The organism is Vibrio hannami (assembly GCF_029589055.1).
Classification (GTDB): domain Bacteria; phylum Pseudomonadota; class Gammaproteobacteria; order Enterobacterales; family Vibrionaceae; genus Vibrio; species Vibrio hannami.
This window is the reverse complement of the sequence record NZ_JARQZP010000007.1, coordinates 1,460,750-1,480,906: the sequence shown is the minus strand read 5'-3', so window position 1 is coordinate 1,480,906 and position 20,157 is coordinate 1,460,750. Positions and strand designations below refer to the sequence as shown.

Below are 20,157 nucleotides of genomic sequence, written 5' to 3'. Positions count from 1 at the left end.
AGGATGAAGTTTTCAAATGGATTGAGTTCAAATTAGTAGCATGAATAGGTTGGGGGCATGCATTGGGGCTGTAGATTGAAAGATTAGCAAAAACATTCTAGCGACTTTCGATTCAACCATGTATCTTACCAATCCACTTACCGGACTGTGTCTTAAATAAAGATGTTGGCATCATACAAATATAATCTATACGGTATTACCGCGATCCTCCTTTGGGCCTGTCTGGTTGGCATGTTCAGAAATGTCACTGAACAGCTCGGACCTATAGGTGGAGCGGCTTTGGTTTACACCTGCTCGTCATTGTTTTTAATGCTGTCTTTGGGTATTCCTAAACTAAGGCAATTTTCAAAATCGTATATCGTAGTATGCGGAGCCCTTTTCGCTGCCTATGAAGTGTGCTTTTCTTTGGCTCTTGGTTTCGCATCAGACAGGCTTCAAACGGTTGAAATCGCAATAGTCAATTATCTATGGCCTTCTCTAACGGTCCTATTAGCCGTCTTTGCGGGAAGCAAAAAGGTCAGTCTTTGGGTATATCCCGCAATTCTGCTTGCGTTCTTCGGTGTTACCTGGAGCATCATAGGCGATGAAGGTCTTTCGTTGTCACGACTTATCGCGAACGTCAGCTCCAATCCGCTAGCCTATCTACTTGCCTTCGCTGGTGCGATCATATGGGCTGTCTACTGCAATTTAACAAGGCGGATGTCAAATGGACAAAACGGTATTACTCTGTTTTTTATTTTTACCGCTTTATCTCTATGGATTCAGTTTTTTGTTACTGACACTAAGTTACCTGATCTAAACTGGAGTGTGGCATTTGATGTAGCACTAACAAGCATCTTTATGGGGAGTGGTTATGCGCTTTGGAATGTTGCGATTATTGGCGGCAACATGCTTTTTCTGGCAACGCTTTCTTACTTCACTCCAATATTATCTACGTTTTTCTCGATCATTATTTTGGGTATCACTGTGTCAGGCACCTTTTGGCAGGGCGTCATTATGGTAACGGTAGGTTCACTGATATGCTGGCGCGTAACGAAATAGCGCCCTGTTTTGGGCGCATACATATTTGTCGACGTTACCTTGGGTTAAGCAATCGCAGACTCTAGGATCTTACGACTTTCTTCTAGTGTAATTGCCTGATGCTCTCCAAGTGCAACCATGCCGTGAGCTTTTAGCCGACCAACAACATCATCAACCGCTTGCTCTTTTTCGCTGCCATGTTCGGTTAGTTGTGTTGCAACACCAACGCTGTGGTAGAAGGCTTCGATCGCTTCGATGGTTTTTTCAGCAAGGTCTGCACTCGCTTCAAGACCAAATACATTTTGACCCATCTGCTCAAGTTTCGCTCTTTTTGTATCAATCTGATTTCGATACAGAGATGGTTGAATGATGGCAAGAGAGCGACCATGGTCAACGCCATAAAGTGCTGTTAGCTCGTGACCAATCATATGTGTTGCCCAGTCGTGCTTCACGCCAGAACCAATCAGACCATTTAACGCCTGGTTTGCTGTCCACATCAGGTTTGCACGCCAGCTGTCATCACGCTCTTCGAACGTATTACCAAGTTTAATCAGGTTCTTAAGAAGCGTTTCAGCATAACCGTCCTGTACCATGATATCTGGTGCCTGAGTAGTCACGTATTGCTCACAGATATGAACCCACGCATCAACAATACCGTTTTGAAGCTGGTTCACCGGAAGAGATTTCATCGTGTCCGGATCCATTACTGCAAAACGAGGCTGTACCGCTGGAGACAAGAATGCCAATTTGTCTTTTGTTGCCGCTTTAGTAATAACCGCACCAGCGTTAGACTCTGAACCTGTTGCCGGCAGTGTTAATACTGCTGCTAATGGTACCGCTTCGGTTACGGTGTGCTTACCCGTCAGAATATCCCAGCCATCACCTTCATACTTAGCAGCGGCAACAGCATATTTAGAACCATCGATAACAGAGCCGCCACCAACAGCCAGTACGAAGTCGATGCTTTCGTTTTTGATGATCGCCACCGCTTTGTCCATCGTTTCTGCAGTCGGGTTTGGCTCAACGCCTGAAAATTCTTGCCACTGATGATCGGCTAGTGCTTCGGCTACCTGGTCATATACGCCATTCTTTTTGATTGAGCCGCCACCATAAATAACAAGAACTTTACTGTCGGTTGGAATTTGTTCTTTAATAGCTGCAATCTGTCCCTGTCCGAATAGGATGGTTGTTGAGTTGCCATAGATAAATTGCATCACATTTCTCCGTTGTTTTAGTCGTGCATCTAAATTAATGTTCGAACGTACTATTGCATAATAGTGGGTTATAAAGTGTAAAGGTAGCCACATTTCTTTCGTTTTCTTGCCTAAAAATATCAAATTTGTTAATTTTGATTTAAATGAAGGAGAAAGTGACCAGATGCAAATAGCTAAGTACATGAATGCTTATGTTGATGAAAAGCAACTACATGAGCTTGAGGGTATAGTTAAAACAAAGGTGCCTGGCGTTAAGTTTTATCGTTCTTCTTACGCTGCAGAAAGAATACCTTTGATATACCAGTCAGGCATTATTTTAATGGGCCAGGGCTATAAAAACATATATCTTGGCGATCATAAGATGAGTTATGGTCCAGGAGATTATGTGGTGCTGGGCGTGCCGCTACCTATCGAATGTGACTCAGAAATGGAAGATGGAAAACCCATCCTCGGTATTACCATTGATGTCACACAAAAGATGCTTCATGAAACCATCAATCATATTAAGAAGCATGAGACAATTTCAGAAGGAAGCAAAGCCAATGAGCAATTGGGGCTGCAATGCATGAGTTTGTGTGATCCGCTGGAAGAGACCTTTCTAAGGTTGGTAAAGGTATTAAAAAATGATGCCGAAGCAGAGTTCCTGGGTGAGGGGATTGTAAGAGAGATTGTGTATAGGGTTTTAAGAGGTCCTATGGGACACATCCTTTACGACAGAGCAAACACAGATGGTAACTATGCTAAAGTTGCCAAAGCGCTTGATATTGTTCATTCAAAGTTTTCTCAAGCAATTACTGTTGAAAGCCTTGCTGAAGAAATTCATATGAGTGTTCCGGCGTTTCACCGTGCCTTCAAGTCGGTGACCACAGAGTCCCCTCTCCAATACTTGAAAAAGGTGAGGCTATCTAAAGCCAGAGATCTAATTATGTTAGAGGGTTTTCGCGCATCCGATGCTGCACGTAAGGTCGGTTACAACAGCCCATCGCAGTTTAGTCGGGAGTTCAAGCGTCATTTCAGTTACTCTCCTAAAGAGAGTTTTGCCAGAGCATCATGATCATATTTACCCTGAATTTTCATTGCTGAGAGAGTGCGATCAAAAAAGCTGCCGCGAGGGCAGCTTTGGGCGCCTTTTTAGCTCTTACTTGCAGTAGTTAACGGCAATCTGAGACGCTAAACGAGCGTTATTCAGTACCAACTGAATGTTTGAGTCCAGGCTGTCACCACCAGTTAGTTCACAAACGCGAGCTAGCAGGAATGGCGTTGATTCTTTACCTGCAATACCTTTTTCATCCAGTTCACGCAGCGCCGTTTCAATGGCAAGTGCAATTGCCTCTGGTGCCATTGCGTACTCTTCAGGGATCGGGTTAGCGATGACTGCGCCACCTTTTAAATCCATCTCCCATTTGGCTTTAAGTGCAAGAGCAATCTCTTCTGCTGTGTCCAGGCGGTAGTCAATAGAGTGCTCACTTTCACGAGTGTAGAACGCAGGCAGGGTATCAGTCTGGTAGCCAATCACTGGTACGCCTTGAGTCTCAAGGTATTCGCGAGTTAACGCCAGATCAAGAATAGATTTAGCGCCAGCACATACTACAGCAACATCTGTGTTTGCCAGTTCCTGAAGGTCTGCCGAAATATCAAATGTTTCCTGAGCACCGCGGTGAACACCACCAATGCCACCAGTTGCAAATACTTTAATGCCTGCCATAGCCGCAAGGATCATTGTCGCGGCTACTGTAGTAGCACCATCTTTTTTGCCAGCAACAATAAATGGAATATCACGACGGCTAACTTTAGTCACAGCCTGACCCGCTTTACCCAGATGAGTAATTTGCTCTTCGCTCAGACCAACCTTTAAGCGACCTTCGATGATCGCGATAGTCGCAGGAACAGCGCCCTGTTCGCGAATAGTGTTCTCTACAAGAAGGGCGGTTTCTACATTTCGAGGGTAAGGCATACCGTGAGAAATGATAGTAGACTCTAATGCCACAACTGGCTGGTTGTTTTTTAGTGCTTCAGCTACTTCTGGCTGAATATCAAGATAGTTTTCTAGCATGAAAGTTTCCTCTAGACAGTTTTTTGCTCGATGTAGTTGAGTACTGCCTGTTCTGACATAGATAAGTTAATAGTTTTGTCTGCGACTAGCGCAAGTTTTGCTGCAGCAAGAGAGAAGTTAACGGAATTCTCCCAGTTCCACTGCCGCATAAATCCGTGGGCGAGTCCTGCCATTAAAGCGTCACCAGCTCCGGTAACGTTGTTTACCTGAGTCTCGCCTGGTGGTATGAATTCTTGAGTGACGCCGTCACTTGAATAAGCCCCTTTACTTCCCAGACTGATAAGAACGTTTTTTACACCTTTCTCGTGTATTTGTCTGGCAACGTCAGGAAGATCTTCTTCGGACTCTATTTTATGTCCGGTAAGTAACTCGGCTTCAGCTAAATTAGGTTTTAGCGTGTGAATTCTGTCCAGGTATGGCAACAGCTTTTGAGCTTTGATGGTAGATACCGGGTCAACAAATATGGGTTTATCGCCATAGACACTAAACAAGTAGTCCAGAGCTTCTTCACTAAGGTTCGCATCTAGCACCAGCATGGATGCTCTGGAGATCACGCCTTCTTTTCTTTCAAGCTTCTCTGGGGTGAGTGAGTTGATTAACTCCATATCATTGAGTGCCAGCTTCATTTCTCCATTGCTATCATGGATGGAAAGGTAGCTACTCGTTGTCGCGCCTGAAACGGTCAGGCAGTGATCAACGCCTACACCAGCATTCACACATGCTTGTTTTAGTTGGACTCCCCACTGGTCATCACCAATGGCGCCAATAAACTGAACGGTGCTTCCTAGGCGGCTTTGGTTTTCAGCGATATTCCTTCCAACGCCACCGGCACTACTTGTTAGTTTGCCCGGGTTAGAGTCTCCGTCTATCAGTGGTTTATCGGCTTTACCGCACAAATCCATGTTTGCGCCACCTATCACCAACGCGTACTGCTCAGGTGAAAGAATATAGCCTTTCCCTTTGATGAAGCCTTTACGAGTCAGGTTCATGATATGCACAGCAACCGCACTACGGCTAAGCTCTAGCTTATCCGCAAGTTCTTGCTGAGGAATCAACGGGTCTTGTTTAAGAAAATTTAGAATTTCTTGTTCACGCTCAGTAATAAACATATGTTTTCTCTCTAAACATTTGTTTGCATGCTAAACTGAAATGATAGACCTATGTAGTGAACAAGTCAAAAACTTGGTTAGCTGTCACAAATTTATTGCTAGTCAATCCATTGAGTTTAAAAAATCCTTAAACGCATCACTGTTATTTAGCTGTTTTATCCCTTCCTCGATCAGGCTATCCACAACCGGGGCGTCCAGCTGCATATCAGTGGGGATATTATTCATATATTCATGAATCTCAGGATCGGCAATATCCGAAAGATTTATGTCAACAAAGTGCACCTTAACACCATGCGCTTGACCGAAACGATAGAGTGACTGTTTGTAGTAAGATTTAGAAACATCGTTGAGACGGTGAATTTGAACATCGGTCATCATCGTTATCATCTCTACGATGCCAGGTGGTTCGGGAGAAGAGTGTAATGTAGATGTTGGTGTGGTCGACGCATTGACTGATATGGCTAGTACACTAGAGTTAACTTCAGTTTGAATGGCGTCAAAGTAGTCCTTTTTACTTAAGCTGAAAAAATCATACATGGCGAGTAATCCCAGATTATCTGTGATACCACCATCAACCAGGTGAACATACTGTATTTCTTCTTTGTTTGAGTAGTTGTTCAGCGCTTTAGCTGTCGCCTTGGTTAAGTCGTTTGTATATTTTTCGTCGTTGAGATCAAGAAGATCCTGTCTTCCACAGCCAGTATGATTTTTTAAAACAACCGGGTCGAAAACAATGGGTACTGCAGAAGAAGCCGCTACTGCGTTTGCTACGGGGTAGCTGGAGATATTAGAACAAAGTAAGTTGAAGTACTCCTGCGTAAACGAAAAGCGAACTTCTCCACCTAAGTCTGTGGCATTAATGATAACCAGCGGGCTGTTTTCCTGGTCAAAATCTGCAAAAGTAGCGCCTTTAAACAGTTTTTTCTGGTAGTAACTTATTGCTCTATTACTTTCAGGGCCAGAGCTGAGCCAAGACCTCGGGTTTAGTGTTCGCCAGAAAAGGTCTTTACCTACCTCGGCGTAGAGAAAGTCCTTTTCGAAATCAGTGAATATTTTATCGCCAAAAAGTCCGTAGTACGCCGCAGTAAAACTGCCACCAGAAACCGCGCTAATAAAGTCGACTTCTTCTAGTAGTGAAATTTCTTCCTCGTTCTTTTTGACTGGCACTTCCTTTAGAGCTTTGAGTACTCCATAAGAGAGCGCAGCTGCGCGAGTCCCACCTCCAGACATGGCGATAACGACAGAATATTTGCCATGGTTGCGCCTTGCGGAGGTGCTAGCCATAGAGTAAAGGTCGGTTACTTTTGTATCGTAATGTAATCGCTGATTTCCCATAGACGCGAATACATTACACGTAAAAATGATAGAGCAAGTGAACAGGACAGTGAGAAAACGCAACGTTAAACTTCCTTATGACTCATCTTTAATGCGGCATTTAGCGTTCAGTATACCGTTTAAAAATCACCCTGTGAATTGAGTGCTTCACAATCATTGATTGTATCTATTGATGAAATTGCTTATTTCCATTTAGCTAAATCAAGAATTTAGACCAAAATTATAGTTAGCCAGATATTGGAAAGTGTCTACAATTAAAGTAACTGTGCGATTACGCGGTATTTTGGAGATTGATAATATGGACTCAATTAAAGTTAAAGACTTCATGGAACAGCGAGCTGTAAGGTTTACACCTGAAATGTCTCTTACTGCTGCGCTAGATAAAGTAATGACTTCGCAGCACCTGGGTGGGCCGGTAGTGAATGAAAATGGTGAGGTAATCGGCTTCTTATCCGAACAAGATCTACTCGATAAGCTAGTGAAGGTAAGCTACTACTGCCAGGATACGCATATTGTGAGTGATTGTATGCATCAGGATGTTTTAACGGTTTCACCGGAAATGGGCATCATAGAGTTGGCTGAATTGATGAAGGTAGGCAAACCAAAGGTTTATCCAGTTGTTGATGATAAAAAATTAGTCGGTATCATTACAAGACGAGATGTTCTTAGAGCGATAGGACAGAGCCTGGATGACTGTTTCCAGCATCCGGTTTAAGCTGTAGGAATGTAAAAAAAGGCGCGAAGAGCGCCTTTTTTAACGATTAACGGGGGAGGTAATGGCAGATAACAACGCAAAGTTCGTTGAAGGTTCCACTATGAGGCATATCCTGGTAATGACGGGATCGGCATCGGTGGGGCTGATGGCTATTTTCCTGGTCGATCTGTTGGATATGTTTTTTATCAGTTTGCTCGGTCAGGTAGAACTTGCTGCGGCTGTTGGTTTTGCCGGAACCCTGATATTCTTTTCGACCTCTGTTTCTATCGGCACATCGATTGCAATGGGCGCACTGGTGTCGCGAGCCCTTGGCGCGAGAGATAAAGATTATGCCCGACAGATAGCAGCAAGTACCATGAGTGTCGGGGTCGTTATCAGTTTGATCGTGACCTTCCTTATGTTCCTCCACATCCCTGAACTGCTTAATGCTATTGGTGCCGAAGGATTTGCGGCCGAAAGGGCAGAAGCGTACCTGAGAATTCTACTACCTAGTAGCCCGGTGATTGCATTGGCGATGACGGCAGGGGCCGGGTTACGCGCAGCCGGTGATGCTAAGCGTTCCATGTGGGCTACGTTATCTGGTGGTATTGTTAACGCTCTTCTCGATCCTATCTTTATTTTCGGCTTTGGCTGGAATGTTGAAGGCGCTGCTTTGGCATCGGTTTTCGCAAGGTTTACTGTGCTTTTCTTCTCTATCTACCCACTGATTAAAGTGCATAACCTCGTAAGTTTTCCGCGTCTCGCAGCAGTGCGCAGTGATATTAGAGCTATTATAGCCATCGCTATTCCAGCAATAATAACCAATACCGCAACGCCGATAGGTAATGCAATTGTCACAACCGCGATAGCTGAATTTGGCGAAGATTATGTCGCTGGATTTGCTGTAATAGGGCGATTGATGCCAGTGACATTCGCTGCGATTTTTGCTCTGTCTGGAGCGGTTGGGCCTATCATAGGTCAGAATTATGGTGCAGAGCGACTGGATAGGGTGAAACAGACCCTGAACAACGCGCTGCTCTTCGTTACCCTCTACTGTATTTCTGTCTCTGTGATTTTGTTTTTATTGCAAGACCATATTATCGCAGGATTTAACCTCACAGGGGATGCTGCGGTTATTCTCTCTGCATTCTGCACTTACGTAGCTTTGACTTTTGTATTTAATGGCGCACTTTTTGTTGCTAATGCTTGTTTCAATAATCTCGGTAAACCATTTTATTCGACGTCCCTGAATCTGGGTAAAGCAACCTTGGGGACTCTGCCTTTTGTCTACTTTGGTGCGCAGTGGTTTGGCGCGCTTGGCGTAATATATGGGCAGGCTTTAGGAAGTGTTTTATTTGGTATACTAGGTTTTATTGTATTACGTAAACATATTTCAGATTTGATGGCAGATATCAAAATCGAGCTTGATGAAGAAGATCCGGCGACAGCCAGCGTCAATATGACACCATTTTGTTCGTCAGATTGCGTATGTGTAAAAGATATACCTGTCAAAGAGTTAGATGGTGAAGAAAGGCCCACAACAAGGTAATTTATCAATAAAGGCAATTTTGGTAATAAAAACCATATAAATCGTAATTTTTTTCATCGGTTGCCTGAAACTTGATCTATAGCCGGAGTTTTAATCTAAAAATAGCAACATAATAGACGCAGAAACGATGGATCTGGATTCAACGATAATCTAAATCCATTTTAACTTTAGACTCCAAAATGGAAGTAAATTTAGTCATGCGTCAATACAGCAAATATATTATTCCGCTGATAATCCCTCTAATCATTTTACTAATGCCGTTATCGGCATTTCCTTTTGAGGGTATTACAGTCGTTCAACAGCGCGTTATCGCGATTTTCCTTCTTGCCGCTTTATGTTGGGTGTTTGAACCAATACCAATCTATGCCACGTCGGTTGTGATTATTGTTCTGGAGCTGCTACTGCTCTCGAATAAGGGGCTGATCTTTTTCCGCCTTGGTGCAGAAGAGCCGACTTTTGGTACTTTATTAAGCTACAAAGATATTATGGCAACCTTTGCCAGCCCGATTATTATGCTTTTCCTCGGTGGTTTCTTTTTAGCGATGGCCGCGACCAAATACCGTTTGGACGTAAACCTGGCAAGGGTATTGTTGAAGCCGTTTGGCTCAGATCCAAAGTTTGTGATGCTAGGACTGATGCTGATCACCGGTATCTTTTCCATGTTTATGTCTAACACTGCGACCACAGCGATGATGCTTTCTATCCTGACTCCGGTTATTGCTGTGTTTGGCCCTAGAGATCCGGGACGTGTCGCGTTTGCGCTATGCATTCCGGTTGCCGCTAACATTGGTGGTATCGGTACTCCAATTGGTACACCACCAAACGCGATTGCTCTGAAGTATCTTGTGGGCGATAGCCTGATCACCTTTGGTGAGTGGATGGCATTTGGTGTTCCTTTTGTTGTGATTATGATGGCACTGGCGTGGTATCTGATTAACTTCCTATATAAAGCAGAGCAACAAACGATCGAGCTAAACATTAAAGGTAAGTTCCTGAAGACACCAAAAGCTATCACGGTTTACATTACGTTTGGTTTGACCATCCTTCTATGGCTAATGGGTTCTGCTCACGGCATGAACTCGTACACGGTTGCTCTTATCCCTGTCGCTATCTTCTCTATCACTGGCATTATCAACAAAGAAGACCTTAAGAAAATCTCATGGGACGTTTTGTGGTTAGTATCTGGTGGTATCGCACTTGGTTTAGCACTAGATAAAACAGGACTGGCGAAACTGGTTGTGCATAGCATTCCTTTCGACGCTTTCTCTCCTTATGTTGTGTTGTTCGGTGCTGCATTCCTGTGTTTGTTAATGGCCAACTTTATGTCTCATACAGCAACGGCAAACTTGTTAATGCCGATTATGGCTGCACTTGGTGCGTCAATGACATCGCTGGCACCTCTCGGCGGCGAGATGACACTAATCCTTGTTGTAACATTTGCTGCTTCACTGGGTATGTCTTTGCCTATCAGTACGCCGCCAAATGCTCTGGCTCATGCTACAGGTAATGTTGAGAGCAGCCAGATGGCACGCGTTGGTGTGATTCTAGGTGTGGTTGGTGTGCTGGGAAGCTTTGTACTAGTTTGGTTGCTTAATGTTGTGGGCTTCATAGGCTAAACAAGGTTATCGAATAAGTATGGAAGCTTTTAAGCTAAGTCGTTTAATTCGTTACTACTTTTCCAATCAGGAAAGATCGATTGAAGTAGAAGCGAATTCCCCAGTGTTTAATCAGGGGAGCCTAATGATCGCCTTTATTATGTTCAAAGTGGCACCCTGGAAGGGTTTGTTACTGACGATGGTGCTCACTTAACCAAGATCTTTACGGCGACGGAAGGGGCTTTTATTGGTGTTTACAGCTTTTCTCTTCTGAAGGGGTCTCATCATCATCGGTGATTGCCAAAGAGAAATCGGTACTCACATGGATAGATAGGGATACCAAAGCTGTTGCTCCGGATTGTTATGGCGATATCAATGAGCAGTTTTCGCCAGTGTTGATTCATGAGCTTAGAAACCGCCAAATGCGAACTGTGAGAGAAGCGAAAGCGAAAGAAGAAGCACTGCAGAAACTCTACACGGCAGAGCAGATGACCACACTTGGTCAACTGGCGGCGGGTATTGCTCATGAACTCAATAACGCCATCGGCGTGGTAAACAGCAAAACCGAGCGACTGGAGCATGTGGTTTCACACTTGCTGCAAGAGTTGCACCCAGAGGCAATGGACTTTCTTAGTCAGGGGCTTGTGCATGGTCAAGCAACCAGTTCATCAGAAGTTCGTAAACGAGCCAAAGAACTGGAGTCCAAATATAAGCTATCAAGAGATACCGCTAAGGGGATGGCGAGAGCCGTTCCTACAGGGGCTATCTCAAAACACTGGCTGGAAAACCCGGGAGATGCAGTTAAGTTCTGGGGGTAGGGCGCGATCTACGAGATATGCGCCTTGCAGCAAAACACTCTGTTGGAATCGTTAAATCAGTGAAGCAGTTGGGACGAACCGATATAGACACGGATGAGTGGCTTGATGTTAATGAATCGATAAATAAAGCGATATCGCTTTTACAGAGCGATCTGCGTAGGGTTTCTGTTCATATTAGCCCTGCGGCGTCATTGCCTAAGTTTAAAGGCTCTTCAACGGAACTTGTCCAGGTTTGGGCGAACATAATGAAAAACGCGTGTGATGCGATGGAAAGGACGGTTGACCCTTCCATCGAGATTTCCACTCGCCATGCAAACAACCGAATATTAATTACGATAACCAATAACGGACCAGAAATAGACGAAGCGACACGCCGAAAAATATTTCAGCCAAACTTTACCACCAAAAAAGGCGGTTTGTCGTTTGGGCTTGGTTTGGGGTTATCTATTGTGAAACGAATAATCAGTGGATATGGCGGCACGATTGCTGTGAAGAGCAACGCTGAAAAAACCATATTCAGAATTAAATTACCAGTCGAGGAATAATATGGAGAAGTTGAATCTAATCTGTGTAGATGATCAGAGAGAGGTACTAAGTGCGGTATTGCAGGATCTGGAGCCTCTTAGTAGCTGGATCAATATTGAGGATTGTGAGTCAGCCGATGAAGCCCTTGAGTTAATGGATGACTTCGATGCTGAGGGTGAGTTTATCGCCCTGGTGATTTCCGACCATGTGATGCCTGGCAAAACTGGTGTCGAACTACTTACTGAGATTTCTCAGGACACCCGTTTTACTGAAACAAAAAAATCCTGTTAACAGGACAGGCGACGCATCACGACACTATTACGGCAATCAACCTTGCGCGTATCGAGAGCTATTTTGAGAAGCCGTGGTCTGCAGAAGAGCTGATTAACACAGTTAGAAGGTTGGTGACTGAGTTTATTTTTGATAAGGGGCTGGATTACACCGATTATCAGAATGAATTAGATCAAAATGTTGTCTTGACCAGACTACGTTAGTTTAGTTTATTAAGCGCAGATTTATCATATGATCCTGGAGTTATCTCCAGGGTCTACACTTGTCCAGGGGGAGGCTCACTACCGAAGACATTTATCGTTTTCTGTTTGTTTTGTGGCCTGACAACTATTAAAAGTGTGATGCAAACCGTTTAATCGTGTAATAGTGAAATTTCATTCATTGTTATGTGTGATGTATATCACTTTAATAATTCAAATCATGAGCTACAGTTTTCTGGTATCCCCTAATAATTACCGGCGTCGAAACGCCACTCAAAGGAGCCAACTATGTCTCAAGCTGTTTTCCATCTGGGTATTACTGAAGCCGACCTTAAAGGTGCGACAGTTGCAATTATTCCTGGTGACCCTGATCGCGTGCCTAAAATTGCTAACGAGATGGAGAATCCAGTACAGCTAGCGCGCCATCGTGAATACAACGTTTATCTCGCTGAGCTAGATGGCACTCCAGTGGTTATCTGTTCTACTGGTATTGGTGGTCCTTCTACTTCTATTGCGGTTGAAGAACTTGCTCAGTGTGGTGTTCGTACTTTCCTACGTGTAGGTACTACAGGTGCAATTCAGCCAGATGTAAATGTGGGTGACATGATTGTTTCTACTGGCTCTGTTCGTCTGGACGGCGCTAGCCTCCACTTTGCTCCTATGGAGTTCCCTGCAGTTGCTGACTTTGAAGTTGCTACAGCGATGAAAGCAGCCGTTGAAGAAACAGGCGCAACGGTCCATATGGGTGTTACTGCATCGAGTGATACGTTCTACCCGGGTCAGGAACGCTACGATACTTTCTCGGGTCGTGTGGTTAAGCGCTTCCAGGGCTCTATGCAAGAGTGGCAGGACATGGGCGTTCTGAACTTTGAAATGGAATCTGCAACGCTGCTGACAATGTGTGCTAGCTCTGGCCTAAAAGCCGGCTGTGTAGCCGGTGTTATCATTAACCGTACTCAGAAAGAGATCCCTGATCACTCAACTCTAAAAGAGACAGAAGCTCGCTCTATTAAGGTAGTAATTGAAGCTGCTCGTAAGATGCTTTAACCTGCTCAAGTAATGCGCTGAAATTGAGGAAGGTTGGCAATTGCCAACCTTTTTTCATTGATCTACTGGTGCGCAAGGTATTTGGAAGAGTCCAAGGCATTGCTTAGGTCAATGCATTCATCAAGACACTTAGAAAGGACCATTCCGCGGTTGCTAACGGTTTCCACTAATAAACTATCGTTCGTGAGATCGCGAATATGCCATCCTTGCGAAGTATGGAAGATAAACTTCTCGACTTGGTCAACTTTTTTGTCGAGCTTATCCTCATCGTGATAATGAATCTTATCAAACAGCAAATACTCGTTTTCAGTTTTCCAGTGGCCTATCGCGACTAAGTTCACGGATGTCTCTTTTTCTGGCACATCAATAACTGACGACCGAATAAAAATGTGATTGTCTAAAAACTCATATTTATTATTTACCAACACATCCAACTTTTCGGTTTCGCCCCCTTTCTCTGGTAGGTAATCAATAGTAACACTTACCTTTGAGTACCATTCTGTTTTGGCGAGTTTATGATCCAGCTTAGAAGAGTTGGATACCCAATAAAATACCGAGCCTAGAATTATGCTGCTTAATAACAGAAGTATATTGGGAGTGTTAATCAGTTTAGCAATCTTCATAGAATTCCTGTTTATCGTTGGCCCGAATAGATTTATTTAAATGCTGGTATGGTGAATCAAAAACTAGGTGCAAAGATGCCTGGCCAGTAATGTTTTCTGTGATTAACACCATTCTGGGAGCCTCAAGCACAGCGGGTTGCTCTGCAAGGTAACTGTTTACACACTTTTTAGAACTGGATAATAAAGATTCAGGTAGTGCGTTACGGGTAGAGAATATTTGAGTATCACCGACATGATCTAATATATACAACTCATGGCCGCTACTTATTACTCCCATATCATGATTGGAGGTTAAGTGAGCAGCACTCGTAAGGATGCTTAACAGAAGAAAAAATGAAGCCAGAGCTAATCGTTTTTCCGATCTTATTTTTAACCATACCGCCACGGATTTGTTGAGAAATCTGCTTAAGCCACTTTTTTGTTGCAATGGGTCAATAGAAATTGAATTTTCACTTTTATCCTTAGCAGGCAAAGTATCGTCGTGTTCATCCTCTATTTCTACTTTAGAAGTAAATGTGTAGCCATAATTTGGAACGGTAATAATACACTGTTGCTCTAGCCCCCTCTCGCCGAAAGCCTTACGCAATTCATGTATAGCCTGGACAAGGCTAGAGGTTTGTACAACCCGGCCAATATCATTCCAGACGTATTTAATGATTCTTTGTTTTCTTAGTTTCTGCCCCGAGTGAGTGGCTAAGAAGTAGAGTAGCCTAGAACTTGACTCACTCAGAACAGTTTTATTGCCTTTTAAGCAGTCAATAAGTTCGTGTCGTTTCGGCTGAAACGCGTAGCGATCATCAATCAGTATGGTCTTATTTAGGTTAAATATCAGGGCCATCGATAAGCTTCATATTGTTTAGTAGGTAATAACAATCACAAATTATATCAGTGGTGGTTATTATAGGAATTGAATGCATACACAAATGACATGCAATTGACGTAAGATGTTTATTGTCAGGATGATGTTAGATCTTGATGTTATTAATTGCCGAAATGGGTTAATGATTTGGGAAATACGAGATATCGCCGATTAAACGTAAAGTAGCGATATCTCGTCCCTAGCCATTTCTGTTTTATTTTAAATATTAGAAGAAGTACTTAAATCGTAAGCGGTAACCTTTATCGTCGTGTTCCGCGAACTCGCCTGTAGTCAGGTCATCATCATCGATGCTAGACAGGTAAGCACCTACGTACATAGAGAAATCTTCAACATCAAGCACATTTGCAAAATGATAAGACGCATACCATGAGGAGATAGAGGCATCACCTTCTAGAGTACCTGTAGATATTTCATTGATCTCATATTCGTTTTCACCCTGGATATAACCGATACCAAAGCCTTTATAAAGAACGTTTACCCCTAATGTAGAGTTAGTTTCATCAACAGCATCAAGGTGTGCGTAGTTTAGGTTGATGGACAGGTCATCAAGGCTATAGTTTGCGGTAACACCGTAACCAGTTCGATCAGATACATCCACGCCAGAATCAGTGGTGATAGCATCACTAATCAGGTTGGTTTCCATCGAAGCAGAGATATTAAAGTTACCTGCCTGATAAGAAACAACAGGACGCAGCAGGAATGAGTCTTCATTATAGGTAACGTCTTGCCCGTGATATTTTGCACCGTCGAAGAGAGCTGTACGATCACCAAACATTGTGCCAACCTCAACATATAGGTTGCCAAACTGCTGACTATACATCGCCTGACCTTCAGCACCGCGACCACGAGCTTCTTTTAGCTGGTAGGTATAGAAAGCGTCGTCTTGATAAAGGTCGTTTGAAGTGTCCCCAGAGTATTCAAGGAAGGTATCTTGCCCAACAGGAAACATATCGGTGCCTTCGAAACGACCCATTTTGATGTCCCATCCACCTTTCTTACCAAAGGCAAACCAGGCATCGTCAACACCCATTGCGCCACTTGTATCAAATACCGACTGAGCCTTAAGTTTAAAATAGTGGTCGGACTCAGTATAGCGTTCACCTGCAAACTCCATTAGGACACGGCCTGACTGGTCAAAACCTTCACCGCCAACTTTTGAATCTTTGTCTCGGTAGTTAAAGTCAAACTCGACATCGCCACCAATAGAAAACTTGCCTTGGTCTGTGTCTACAACGGCGATACCAGCATTTGCGTATAATGCCGCAGAAACCAATACCGCACCGATGGAATATTTAAATGCTTTTCTCATAATTAACCCTATAAAAGAATAGTTTAGTTTTTATTTTGTTTGGTTTGAACCAATGAATTTTCATAGGGATTTTCTGAGTTAACTGTTAAATGAACAATCGAGTTAGATGATTCGTGGAGTATTAATCACGTTGATGCGATTGGTGTTTATATCTATAACAATCAGCTGCTTAGATATAAAAAATAGTAAATTTGGATTAATGTGAGTATCAAAGAGTGTTATGAAGCTATCGGGATAGGCTTGGCTGGAAAGGAGTGGAGTAGTTTTTTAGGAAATAATGTTTGTTTATCCTGAAAAGTATCGAACTAATCTTCAAGAAAGCAATAATGCCGATTTTAGAGCCAAAAAAAGGAGCCTTTTCGGCCCCTACATTTCTTTAGGTGAATATGCGGTCAAAGCTCTTCGTGACCACCTGCTCCGTCAAACCACTCTCTAAGGTGTGACTTAAGCTCTTTAAGCTCATCCGGGCCAATCAGTGCCAATCCCAAATCTTCTGCACGAGTGATATCGTTGTGACGCAGTGGACGGAAACTAACCAACATTGCGCGAGCCTGAAGGCCACCAAGAAGGTCTCTCAGAGATTCAAGTTTGTATAGCGTGTCGTCACCATCGTCGCGCATACCTTTTGTTTTACACTCGATGATGTGCAGCTTATTGTTTACAACCGAAGCGACATCAAGTTCGTTTCTTACTTCACGCTCGCCAAGCTGACGATACACCTGAACATTCAGCGATCTGTCCTGAATAGTCGGTAGTTCATCCTGGATTTGTTTCACTGTGCTGTGTACCAACGTTTCCAACCATTCACCGTTAGAAAAGCGTCGTGCATCTTCACTCTTGAAGATCAGTGTACCGTTGCTGTAGTCAGCCAGCTCTGTAGCAACCAGATCTTCGAGCAACATATTCAGCTCGCGATAGCCTTGCTGTTTTTCGGTAAGTTCAACGTCCAGTTTTTGTTCTTTGCGGCAGGTAGTTGCAAGATAGTTAAGAGTAGCAAGGCCTGGGCCTAACTCGAGGGCGTTTCCTGCCCACTTTTGACCAAGTTCATATAGCTTCTGGTCAAGGTGTTCTGATACTTCCTGTTCGTTAAATTCGGCTCTTGCGCCAAAGATAGTCAGGTAGTCTGAGATGGTAATTTTATCTGCAAGTTGTGTATCAGGGATCTCTTCAGGGTAAAGCCAGCACATTTTGTCGCTGTTTGGCTCAACAACAAAAATCTCCCAGCGATTTTTCCGGAACATCTCGTAAACGGTGAGAAGTCGGTGTCTCAACCCACAGCTAGCATTAAGTTTAAATTCTACGCCTCGGGAAAGTAAGTCAGTTTCCAATTTCTGAATGGCTTCTCTAATCAATGTAGTATCAACGATAGAGGGGATTTGGAAAAACTCAGCCTTAATATCTCTTTGACTTAAAACGGACTCGAGTCGTTTAAACATATCATACTGAGATTCGTCGCCAATAAAGACAATGTGCTTGCAAATAGCACGATGATCTAAAAGGGGTGTAACAAGCCTTATCGGATCTTGATCAATGATGCCTACATGAACGGCCATATCATGTCCTCTTATTTTTTAAGTAATGGCCAGCAAAAGTAATGACGGAGAAGTTGCTTAGCTGGCCTATAACTAAGATATGGTATTAATCCCATAAAAAACAAGGGAGAATTATAATAATCCTCCCTTTTCTGACCATTAATTAACAATTGCTGATATTAAAGTTTAAACTGATGTACCAAACCAGCCTGCTCATTCGCAAGTTGCGTAAGGTTGTTATTCACCTCAGCGATTTCAGACATCGCTTCGTGACTCTTCTCAGCAATATGGTTGATGTCTTCCAGGCTTCGGGCGATATCAGACGTTGTTTCACTTTGTTCCGCTGCAGCTTGCGATATGTGAGTGCTCATCTGGCTGATTTCCAGAATCAGTGCCTGAATTTCTTCCATGGAGCTGTTGGCATCGGATGCCTGAGCTACAGATTTCTCCATATCCTGCATACAGCTTTCTATTACTTTGCTCGCACTTGAAGAGCTAGCTTGAAGATTACTGATCATATCTTCAATTTCCGCGGTTGATTCAGAAGTACGCTTCGCCAGTACCCGTACTTCGTCAGCAACCACCGCAAAACCACGACCTTGTTCACCTGCGCGAGCGGCTTCGATAGCAGCATTGAGTGCTAGTAGGTTAGTTTGTTCGGCAATATTTTGAATAACATCCAGAATACTTCCGATCTGACCACTCATCTGCTGAAGTTCTGATACCGCACTTACTGATTCATTCAGGCGTGTTTCAAGTTGATTGATTGTCGTGATGTTAGAGTTCATCACACTGCGACCTGTATCTGCCGCTACTTCAACCATGTTTACTTTTTCAGTTGTGCTTTGTGCGCTCTGCGCAACTTCAACAACAGAGTGCTCCATTTCCGTCATCGCTGTCGCGACACTGGCGGTTTTTTCTCGCTGGTGGCCTAATTGTTCCCTCGCATCCAGAGAAGTACTCTGGTTTTGATTCGTTGCTGTTGTCAGGTTATCAGAACCGGCATTTAACTGAGTCAATATGTTATGTAGATTGTCTGCCAGGGTATTGATATGCCCGCTAACACGAGAAAACTCATTATTGTTTCGAATCTCGATTCTCTGGCTAATATCACCGTTTGCGAGGCTCTCCAGCGTGCTTAGAATTCGGGTAAGAGGTTCGCGTACGCTGTGTGCAACGTGATACCCAATACCGCCAGCCAGCAATACCACAGCGATTCCGATGACAACCGCTTTCATCACGCCGTTATCATAAATAGCACCGGCTTCTTTCAAAGAAGTATTAAGTTCTTTTGCGGCGAGTTGATTAAAGTGATCCATGATCGCCATGGCGCTATCAACTTGCTGAGATAGACTGGAAATGTTTTCGTAGAGCTTTCTCTGAGCAACGATATATGCATAGTGCTGATCGAGAACACCACCAGCTTTGCCAATATCTTTGGTGAAGGCTTCCACGCTATCCTGAAACTCTTCTTTAATTTCCGGAGACTGGGCGGCTAATCCATTAAAGGCATAGTTCAGGTGCGAAACGGCTTTTTTATTGACAGCGACTGCCTTCTTTACCAACTCAGTATCAGAACTGGCTAACGCATCGACGGTAACTGCGGAGGCTTCTTCAAGCTTAGAGAAATAGCTTTTAGCCATCAACTTTACAGAAATGCTCGACATGCTTGCAACCATCTCTTTCATGCCAACGGTCAACTCGACATTTAACCTTTGGAAATCACGGGTAGAAGCGGCTACTTTACTTTCTGCGTTAAACATATCGATATAGTTGTTCATCGCAACTTGTGTTTCAGAGAAATAACCATTCTCGATTATCTTAAGCTGTTCAATGTGTTGTTGAGCTTCTGGATAAACTTTGCTGGCCTTTTCTAACTCTGAAAAAATGTCACTAAAGTTATTTTGGGAGTCAGAAAATTGAGCTCTAATTTGTTCCAATTTTGTAAGATCATCAGAGGTCAAAAAGTCTTTAAATAATTTGTCTGATGAAAGTAATTGTAAACTCGTTTTGTTTGAAAGGGATACAAAGGGCAGTGAGCTCTGAGTAACGTTTCCAAATTTGGTGTGTATATCGTTCATACCATTCATCATTAGACCTATAGTAATGATGAACATGATGACGATTAATGAAAAACCGGCGTACATTCGCCTGATGACAGAGCCTTTCATTATTCTCTCCTACGTGGTGCGATAAAAAGATAAAAAACAGAAAGCAAATAGGCTTTCTAATACTAATAAAAATATAGTTTATGCATCCTATAGGTAAATCCTATGTAAGGATATGATTACAATCTCAATTCTGAACTTAATATTGAACTGAATTTTAAAGTTGGACTGCGTATAGCGTTGTTATTGTGATCT

Annotated in this window: 15 protein-coding genes and 2 pseudogenes; 8 read left to right on the top strand and 9 right to left on the bottom strand. The window is 43.3% G+C overall.

Annotation, left to right across the window (positions count from 1 at the left end):
- The first annotated feature begins 162 nt into the window (after window positions 1–162).
- Window positions 163–1,041: an aromatic amino acid DMT transporter YddG gene (gene yddG / locus P7F88_RS21160; protein ID WP_277828002.1), complete on the top strand. Its 879-nt coding sequence runs from the start codon at window positions 163–165 to the stop codon at window positions 1,039–1,041.
- 44 nt (window positions 1,042–1,085) lie between these two features.
- Here yddG and P7F88_RS21155 read toward each other — a convergent pair whose 3' ends face one another.
- Window positions 1,086–2,234: an iron-containing alcohol dehydrogenase gene (locus P7F88_RS21155; RefSeq protein ID WP_277828000.1), complete on the bottom strand. Its 1,149-nt coding sequence runs from the start codon at window positions 2,232–2,234 to the stop codon at window positions 1,086–1,088.
- Window positions 2,235–2,397: 163 nt separating this feature from the next.
- Here P7F88_RS21155 and P7F88_RS21150 point away from each other — a divergent pair, with 163 nt between their 5' ends.
- Entirely contained in the window at window positions 2,398–3,288 is an 891-nt protein-coding gene (locus tag P7F88_RS21150) for an AraC family transcriptional regulator (protein ID WP_277827998.1), read from the top strand.
- A gap of 84 nt (window positions 3,289–3,372) precedes the next feature.
- On the opposite strand, the gene P7F88_RS21145 is transcribed toward P7F88_RS21150, so the two are convergent.
- From P7F88_RS21145 to P7F88_RS21135, 3 genes are all read right to left on the bottom strand, one after another.
- The gene (locus tag P7F88_RS21145; protein WP_277827996.1) at window positions 3,373–4,287 is read right to left on the bottom strand and encodes a pseudouridine-5'-phosphate glycosidase; all 915 of its coding nucleotides are present in this window, start codon (window positions 4,285–4,287) and stop codon (window positions 3,373–3,375) included.
- 11 nt (window positions 4,288–4,298) lie between these two features.
- Entirely contained in the window at window positions 4,299–5,396 is a 1,098-nt protein-coding gene (locus P7F88_RS21140) for a PfkB family carbohydrate kinase (RefSeq protein ID WP_277827994.1), read from the bottom strand.
- A 102-nt stretch (window positions 5,397–5,498) separates the two neighbouring features.
- Entirely contained in the window at window positions 5,499–6,731 is a 1,233-nt protein-coding gene (locus P7F88_RS21135) for a patatin-like phospholipase family protein (RefSeq protein ID WP_277827992.1), read from the bottom strand.
- Between the two features lie 298 nt (window positions 6,732–7,029).
- Between P7F88_RS21135 and P7F88_RS21130 the strand changes: the two genes are divergently transcribed.
- From P7F88_RS21130 to udp, 6 genes and pseudogenes are all read left to right on the top strand, one after another.
- Window positions 7,030–7,446 carry a CBS domain-containing protein gene (locus P7F88_RS21130; protein ID WP_277827991.1) on the top strand — a complete coding sequence of 139 codons (417 nt, stop codon included), beginning with the start codon at window positions 7,030–7,032 and terminating at the stop codon, window positions 7,444–7,446.
- 61 nt (window positions 7,447–7,507) lie between these two features.
- On the top strand, window positions 7,508–8,974 hold the full coding sequence (locus P7F88_RS21125) for an MATE family efflux transporter (RefSeq protein ID WP_277827989.1): 1,467 nt from the start codon (window positions 7,508–7,510) through the stop codon (window positions 8,972–8,974).
- A 197-nt stretch (window positions 8,975–9,171) separates the two neighbouring features.
- Window positions 9,172–10,590: an SLC13 family permease gene (locus P7F88_RS21120; RefSeq protein WP_277829246.1), complete on the top strand. Its 1,419-nt coding sequence runs from the start codon at window positions 9,172–9,174 to the stop codon at window positions 10,588–10,590.
- 19 nt (window positions 10,591–10,609) lie between these two features.
- Window positions 10,610–11,932 (top strand): annotated as a pseudogene (locus P7F88_RS21115) (ATP-binding protein).
- Window position 11,933: 1 nt separating this feature from the next.
- Window positions 11,934–12,406 (top strand): annotated as a pseudogene (locus P7F88_RS21110) (response regulator).
- A gap of 285 nt (window positions 12,407–12,691) precedes the next feature.
- Entirely contained in the window at window positions 12,692–13,450 is a 759-nt protein-coding gene (gene udp, locus P7F88_RS21105) for a uridine phosphorylase (protein ID WP_277827987.1), read from the top strand.
- 62 nt (window positions 13,451–13,512) lie between these two features.
- Here udp and P7F88_RS21100 read toward each other — a convergent pair whose 3' ends face one another.
- From P7F88_RS21100 to P7F88_RS21080, 5 genes are all read right to left on the bottom strand, one after another.
- Window positions 13,513–14,073, bottom strand: coding sequence for a regulatory protein ToxS (locus P7F88_RS21100; protein WP_277827985.1), 561 nt, complete (start codon window positions 14,071–14,073; stop codon window positions 13,513–13,515).
- Window positions 14,060–14,911, bottom strand: coding sequence for a winged helix-turn-helix domain-containing protein (locus P7F88_RS21095; protein WP_277827983.1), 852 nt, complete (start codon window positions 14,909–14,911; stop codon window positions 14,060–14,062). The genes P7F88_RS21100 and P7F88_RS21095 overlap by 14 nt, the downstream gene beginning before the upstream one ends.
- Window positions 14,912–15,158: 247 nt before the next feature.
- Window positions 15,159–16,262, bottom strand: coding sequence for a carbohydrate porin (locus P7F88_RS21090; RefSeq protein ID WP_277827981.1), 1,104 nt, complete (start codon window positions 16,260–16,262; stop codon window positions 15,159–15,161).
- 392 nt (window positions 16,263–16,654) lie between these two features.
- Entirely contained in the window at window positions 16,655–17,815 is a 1,161-nt protein-coding gene (locus P7F88_RS21085; RefSeq protein WP_277827979.1) for a Card1-like endonuclease domain-containing protein, read from the bottom strand.
- A gap of 158 nt (window positions 17,816–17,973) precedes the next feature.
- Window positions 17,974–19,965 carry a methyl-accepting chemotaxis protein gene (locus tag P7F88_RS21080; RefSeq protein WP_277827977.1) on the bottom strand — a complete coding sequence of 664 codons (1,992 nt, stop codon included), beginning with the start codon at window positions 19,963–19,965 and terminating at the stop codon, window positions 17,974–17,976.
- Window positions 19,966–20,157: the final 192 nt, after the last annotated feature.